Here is a 4426-nt window from a genome sequence, read left to right on the forward strand (position 1 = left end):
TCGCCTCACGGTTGGCAAGCACGGGATCGTAGAGCAGCCGCCCCGGCGGCACGGCGAGACTCTGGGCCGACATCACGAGTTCAAGTTCAGTAGCTGCTTACCTGCCGAGACGCTGACCTGCGTGTTCTGGGTGCGATGACTGTGGCTCCCCGCTGTTCCCCGGCAGAAGCTGCTGGATCGGGCACGTGGAGGGCACGGTTGCGCTCTGCCGCTCTCGGTCACGTCAGCCGAGGTGGTGTATTGACGGCCACTCGGTGATCTTGTTTTCGAGGCTATGCGGTGAGTTCGGTGGGCAGGACGGTGTCGTCGGTTTCTGACTCGATCGGGTGGAGGCGGGCCTTGGCCAGCAGGTCGAGTCCCATGTAGCGGCGGGCTTCGGTCCACTCGTCGTTCTGTTCGGCCAGCACCGCGCCGACCAGGTGGATCAGGGCGGTGCGGTCGGGGAAGATGCCCACGACGTCGGTGCGGCGGCGGATCTCCTTGTTCAGCCTCTCCTGCGGGTTGTTGGACCAGATCTGCCGCCAGATCTCACGCGGGAACGTGGCGAAGGCCAGCAGGTCGTGCTGAGCAGCATCCAGGTGCTCGGCGGCTTTGGGGAACTTCGCCTCCAGTGCGTCCAGGACATGCCGCATCTGGGCCTTCACCGCGTCGGTGTCGGGCTGTTCGAAGACCGTCCGCAGCAGCGTGGCCACCCACGGCTGGGCCGACTTGGGCACCTGGCTCAGCAAGTTGCGGGCGTGGTGGGTGCGGCACCTCTGCCAGGAGGCGCCGGGCAAAACGGCACCGACAGCGTCGATGAGGCCGGCGTGGGCGTCGGAGACGACCAGCTGGACGCCGGACAGGCCGCGGGCGATGAGCGAGCGCAGGAACGCCAGCCAGCCGGCACCGTCCTCGGCGGTGGCGACGTCCAGGCCGAGGATTTCCCGGTGGCCGTCGGCGTTCACGCCCACCGCGATCAGGGCGTGGACGTTGATGATGCGGCCGCCCTCGCGGACCTTCTGAGTCAGCGCATCCACCCAGATGAACGCATACGGCCCGGCGTCCAACGGGCGGTTGCGGAATGCGGTGACCTGCTCGTCCAGGTGCCGGGCCATCGCCGAGACCTACGACTTCGACAGCTGCGTGACGCCGAGCGACTCGGCGAGTTTCTCGACCCGGCGGGTGCTGACACCGAGCAGATAGGCGGTGGCCACGACCGAGATCAGGGCCTGTTCGGCCCGGCGCCGGCGTTCCAGCAGCCAGTGCGGGAAGTAGCTGCCGGACCTGAGCTTGGGGATGGCCAGCTCGATCGTGCCGGCCCTTGTGTCCCACTCGCGTGGGCGGTAACCGTTGCGGTGGTTGACTCTCTCCTCGCTGACCTGGCCGTATTCGGCGTTGCAGAGGGCGTCGGCCTCGGCGGACATGAGTGCGTCGACGAACGTCTTGACCATCGCGCGCAGCAGATCAGGACTCGCCGCGGCGAGGTTGTCTTTGGCGAGGGCACGCAGGGGCAGACTGTCGGGTGCGGTCATCGTGCTGATCTCCTTCGGGCTTCGACACCTCGAAGATCAGCCGGTGGCCGTGCGTCTATGCGGGCATCACCCCGACGCCGGAGCAAACCCCCGGATCAGGTCGAACCCGTACACCACTTCCAAGGACGCAACCCCGCTCCCGTGCCTCCAGGCGATGAGCCGAATGGCGCATGGTTCGGCTCAACCGGGCACCGTCGCTTTCGGCCTTCCAGTGATTCCAGACGACGAGCGCTCGTAAGATCATCTGGTCATCTTCGAGGAGTTATGGCTGGGGGCGGGATGGGGACGGGCGAGCAGTTCGTGACGATAGGAGCCGTACTGCTTGGTGCGCTGTCCACCCATGTCACCAACCACCTCATGGAGCGGAGCAAGATCCGCCATCAACTCATGACCCGGTGGGACGACAAGAAGGTCGAGACGTACGCGGAGTACGTGGACGCTGCGAAGGCGCGGATCGCCGCGTCCGTTCGGGTGTACGAGGTCAGAGAAGGGCTGCGTGAAGATCACAGGCCCAAGGAAGAGCTTCGCAGGGACCTAGCTGAAGCAAGCCAACGCTGGGGGTCTGCCTTCGAACGGGTCATGCTCTTCGGCGGCGACGATGCGATCGAGGCTGGCCATGAGCTGAACTCACTGCTTGCCGAGATCGTCTGGCAGGCGGAAGGAAAGCTCACAGGGACTCTCAGCGAATGGCGTGAACGGCATCGCGCCGCGTTCCGGGCGATCAACACCTTCCATGAAGCGGCCCGGCAAGACCTGGGCATCTCGGGGAACGTCACCGGTGAGAGACATCCGGAGCGCGACCTCTTACTCCCGCCCTCCCGCTTACTCCCGCCCTCCCGCGACGCGGCCGAGGACTGATGTTCCTCAACACTGCTTCGCTGATGGGCGCCTGCGCCGGTACCCAACCCACCATCGCTCACCAGGGGAGGGCTGCCTTCGGCTGTCGTCATCTGTCGTCGTCGGCCGCCCTCGGACGGCCCACAGACGGCCCCAGGGATACCCCCGGGGCCGCTAGTGGTTCCCGTTGCCTGGCCCCCTCGATGCGAACTATGGGCAGGATGGTCATTGAGGTCAGGTGGGCTGGTCAACTGGTCGCCAAGTACCGTTGGCGGTCCGTGGCGGTCGTGGTGGTTGCTGTACTTCACTGCTGTACTGCACTGGGTCGTTCCCCCAGGCCAGAAGTGCTGCGTGACCGCATATCGAAGGACATCGAGACGCCCCACTCATCACAGGTCGATTGGTCAACCGATGGCGCTATGCCGTCAGCGGGTTGACGTTGGATGGCGATCAAGGCGGCGTCGTCGTCGAGTCGGCCGCCGACGTGGTTGAGAAGGTCGCCGCGGAGATGGTTGAGGAGTGCCGTGGAATGGCGGTGGTTCTGGTGGGTGAGTCGTTTGGCGAGCGGGTAGAACTCGCCGTCGGTATTGCGGGCTTCGATGGCACCGTCGGTGTAGAGGAGGAGGGTGTCTTCGGCCCCTAGGGCGAAGGTGTCGAGGTGGTAGGTGGTTTGCGTCAATGCGCCCAGGCCCAGCGGGGGCGCGGGTTGGCCGGCTTCCAGGGGCACGACGTCGTGCGCTCGTAGGAGTAGCGGTGGGGGGTGTCCGCAGGTGACGCTCCGCACGAGGGGCTCGGCGTCGGGGATTTCGAGGAGAGTGGCGGTGACGAACGCCTCTTCGGTCTGTTCGGGGCTCACTGCTTCGGATGCGTCGCTGCGGACGCTTGAATCCAGGTAGGCGGCGAGTTCCGGCAGCGTGGTCAGCCGGCGGGCGGCGTCGCGGAACGTGCTGATGGTGTGGGCGGCGTTGCCGACCGCCGCCAGGCCCTTGCCTCGTACGTCGCCGATGATCAACCGTGTTCCCGTGGGCGTGCGCACGGCGGCGTAGAGATCTCCGCCGATGCGTGCTTCGTCCTCTGCCGCCAGGTACGTCGAGGCCAGGTGAAGAGGGCCGAGTCGGTGGGGGAGGGGAGGCAGTATGGCGCGTTGCGTGGCCTCGGCGACTGCGCGCAGCTGGACCAGCTTTCGCTGTCCCCGTTCCGTCAGGTACCGGGCGATCACGACGGCCACCGAGGTCGCAATGAGGGCAGCCGCCTGTGGCGGGTTCACCGATTGGCGGACCAGGTAGATGGCCATCAAAGCCGACACGGCCATGACGCCGACAAGTCCGGTGACCCGGGAGCTCGCGTACCAGGAAGTGAGTACAGGCGCCATGATCAGCAAGTCGCCGAGATGAACTGCGCCAGGCACCTGAAGATCGATGAGTGTGATCGCCAGAATGAACAGCAGGGTGATGGTCAGCATGGATCGTGGTTGCGGCAAGGTGCGCGAGTGAACGAGTGACGGCCTGGCTCGGTGATGCATCAGGTGTGGCTCCTGCATGCCACGCGGAGCCGTACACGCAGGGTCGCGGAAAGTGAATGCCATGCGCTGCTCCCTCTAGGATCAGATCATCCATTCTGATGATTCTATCAATTGAAACGGACATATACGGGCATGCGGGGTCATGTGTGGTAGGTCACAAGCTTTGTGGATGCCGGCCGGGCTTGATCAGGGCGAGTCTCCGCCGCTGGGCAGGGACGTTCCGCGGCTGGGGTGACGACTGACCCGCCGTCCCTCGTGGTGCACGGTACCGAGCGGTCGGCGTAGCGACTTTGGCCGGGAGCTGCTTTGGCGCGAGTGATCATGGCCCCGTAAGCTTCCGGCGCGTCGGGCAGTCTGTGGACCTGCCCGGTAAAGCACGACGTTGGGGCCATGATCTTCGAGGCTCGCGCCAAAGCGGCTGGCTAAAGTCGCGGAGCCGACCGCCCCAGCCACGGCGTGTTCGGGTCTGCCGCACGATCGGGTGACATCTGAACTGGCTTGCCCTATGGGGCTGGTGGGAAGGATGTCGCTGTGCCCAAGCCTTATCCCGAAGAGT

2 protein-coding genes and 1 pseudogene are annotated in these 4426 nt (G+C 65.6%); 1 reads left to right on the forward strand and 2 read right to left on the reverse strand.

What is annotated here, in order from left to right:
- Positions 1 to 272: 272 nt before the first annotated feature.
- Positions 273 to 1511, reverse strand: a pseudogene (locus ACWDEN_RS47890) (IS256 family transposase).
- A 264-nt stretch (positions 1512 to 1775) separates the two neighbouring features.
- Between ACWDEN_RS47890 and ACWDEN_RS47895 the strand changes: the two are divergent.
- Positions 1776 to 2369, forward strand: coding sequence for a hypothetical protein (locus ACWDEN_RS47895; protein ID WP_450864429.1), 594 nt, complete (start codon positions 1776 to 1778; stop codon positions 2367 to 2369).
- A gap of 283 nt (positions 2370 to 2652) precedes the next feature.
- On the opposite strand, the gene ACWDEN_RS47900 is transcribed toward ACWDEN_RS47895, so the two are convergent.
- Positions 2653 to 3810 (reverse strand): PP2C family protein-serine/threonine phosphatase, encoded by a 1158-nt coding sequence (locus tag ACWDEN_RS47900; RefSeq protein WP_450864431.1) that lies wholly within the window; start codon positions 3808 to 3810, stop codon positions 2653 to 2655.
- Positions 3811 to 4426 lie beyond the last annotated feature (616 nt).

Source organism: Streptomyces sp. NPDC001153 (assembly GCF_053598315.1).